2 protein-coding genes and 3 pseudogenes are annotated in these 1,920 nt (G+C 70.1%); 2 read left to right on the top strand and 3 right to left on the bottom strand.

Annotated features, from left to right (window positions below):
- Window positions 1-35 precede the first annotated feature (35 nt).
- Window positions 36-101, top strand: a pseudogene (locus CCN72_RS41155) (hypothetical protein); the annotation flags it as partial.
- Here the strand turns inward: CCN72_RS41155 and CCN72_RS36185 are convergent.
- Window positions 102-815, bottom strand: a pseudogene (locus CCN72_RS36185) (low temperature requirement protein A); the annotation flags it as partial.
- 94 nt (window positions 816-909) lie between these two features.
- Between CCN72_RS36185 and CCN72_RS39830 the strand changes: the two are divergent.
- Window positions 910-1,086: a hypothetical protein gene (locus CCN72_RS39830; protein WP_086812599.1), complete on the top strand. Its 177-nt coding sequence runs from the start codon at window positions 910-912 to the stop codon at window positions 1,084-1,086.
- A gap of 4 nt (window positions 1,087-1,090) precedes the next feature.
- Here CCN72_RS39830 and mscL read toward each other — a convergent pair whose 3' ends face one another.
- The gene (gene mscL / locus CCN72_RS36175; RefSeq protein ID WP_086812598.1) at window positions 1,091-1,549 is read right to left on the bottom strand and encodes a large conductance mechanosensitive channel protein MscL; all 459 of its coding nucleotides are present in this window, start codon (window positions 1,547-1,549) and stop codon (window positions 1,091-1,093) included.
- Window positions 1,550-1,687: 138 nt separating this feature from the next.
- A pseudogene (locus tag CCN72_RS36170) lies at window positions 1,688-1,920 on the bottom strand (hypothetical protein); the annotation flags it as partial.

Below are 1,920 nucleotides of genomic sequence, written 5' to 3'. Positions count from 1 at the left end.
TGCCGCAGCCGGCGCGGCCCTGGGTGTTCCTGGTGATGGCGATCGCGGAGATGTGCGTACCGCTGTTCGCCGAGCGGGACTACGAGACCTCCTGGCATCCGCACCACATCGCCGAGCGGTACGGACTGTTCACGATCATCGTGCTCGGCGATGTGGTGCGGATGCCAGGAGGTCTCGTAGTCCCGCTCGGCGAACAGCGGTACGCACATCTCCGCGATCGCCATCACCAGGAACACCCAGGGCCGCGCCGGCTGCGGCAGCACCACCAGACCGGCCCAGCCGACCTGGCACAGCAGCACCCCGCCCGCGTAGCGCAGCGCGGCTCTGCGTTCGGCGCCCTCGGCGGTCCGCGCGGCTCTCAGCCACTGGGTGGCCATCGCGAGGCGCATGATCACATAGCCGAGCCAGACCGTCATGTAGTCGTGCTGCTCGAAGGCCCGGGAGACACCGGCTGCCAGCACCAGGACGCCGGCGATCTGCACCAGGGTGACGACCCGGTAGAGCACGTCGTCGTTGTCGTACGCCGAGGCGAACCAGGAGAAGTTCATCCAGGCCCACCAGATGGCGAAGAACACCATCGCGTAGTTCAGGACCCCGGTGCCGGCGTGGCCGTCGGAGACGGCGTGCACCAGTTGCACACCCGCCTGGGAGACCGCCACGACGAAACACAGGTCGAAGAGCAGCTCCAGCGGGGAGGAGACCCGATGGGCCTCGTGCCGCCCGCGCGCGGTGAGCCGTCGCACGGGGCTGGAGGGGTGGGATGCGGGTTGGGATGCGCCCGGAGCAGCGGGCGCCGGGGTGGAACTCGGCGTCATGCCTCTCAGCACAGCAGAAAACCGGGCGGAAGGCTTGCCCGGGCGCTCACCGGCGGCCGGCGGCCCACCGGTACGGGGGCCGTACCCTGGACGCATGAGCGATGCCCCCGCACCCGGACCGCGTGACCCGAAGCCCGCGCTGGTCTTCGACGATCCGCTGGACCAGCAGTCCTCGGACGACACCGACCGCGGCTGGGGCGAGCGGCCGGCCGGCGACAGCGCCGCCGACCTCAAGCGCTTCCTCGACGAGAAGCCGCCCCACCACATCTGAACCGCTAGTGATCGTCGCGGCCGGTGCCGCGCTGGGCGACCAGGGCGTCGCGGATCTCCTTGAGCACCTCCAGCTCGGACACCTCGATGACTTCCTTGGTGCCCTCCCGTGCCTCCCTGCGGGCCGTCTGCCGGGCCAGGTACTTCGACATCGGCAGGACCATCAGGAAGTACACCACCGTGGCGGTGATCAGGAAGGACAGCGCGGCGCCGAGGACGGAGCCCCACATCAGCTGGATGCCGTGCGTGCCGTGGCACGAGTCGCTCAGACACGTGCTGTAGTTGTCCAGGTTCTGGGTGCCGATCGCGCCGACCAGCGGGTTGATGATCCCCTTCACCAGCGCGTTGACGATGTTGGTGAAGGCGGCGCCGATGACGACCGCCACTGCCAGGTCGATGACATTGCCGCGCATCAGGAAGGCCTTGAAGCCTTGCAGGACGCTCGGTTCCTTCTTCGCGCTCACCTCGGGGACGCTCCTCGCATGCACAGGTTGTGGAACAAAACGCTCCGCAACCTACGGCACGGTACGGCCATACTGTCCAATCCCGTCCCCCGAAGGAGCGACTTGACAGCGCGCCGCCGGGAAAAAGTCCGACACGGTTCAGCACAGCGTCACCGCCAGCCGCGCCGTGGCACTCGCACCGACGAGCCCGGCCGCCAGGGCGCGCGGCACCGCCAGCACCACCAGCGCGCCGCTCTCCGCGGCGCCGTCGAGCGGCTCCGGCACCCGTGTCACCCGCACTCCGCGCGCGAGCACCCGGGCGCCGCCCCCGCCCCCGGCCGCCGGATCCTGCGCGGCGACCGGGTCGATGTGGTCGCCGCGCAGGATCCGGC

Origin of the sequence: Streptomyces murinus (assembly GCF_002154555.1) — a bacterium.
Lineage (GTDB): Bacteria > Actinomycetota > Actinomycetes > Streptomycetales > Streptomycetaceae > Streptomyces > Streptomyces murinus.
The sequence above is the reverse complement of the archived record's forward strand: the minus strand, read 5'-3'. Positions and strand labels throughout refer to the sequence as shown.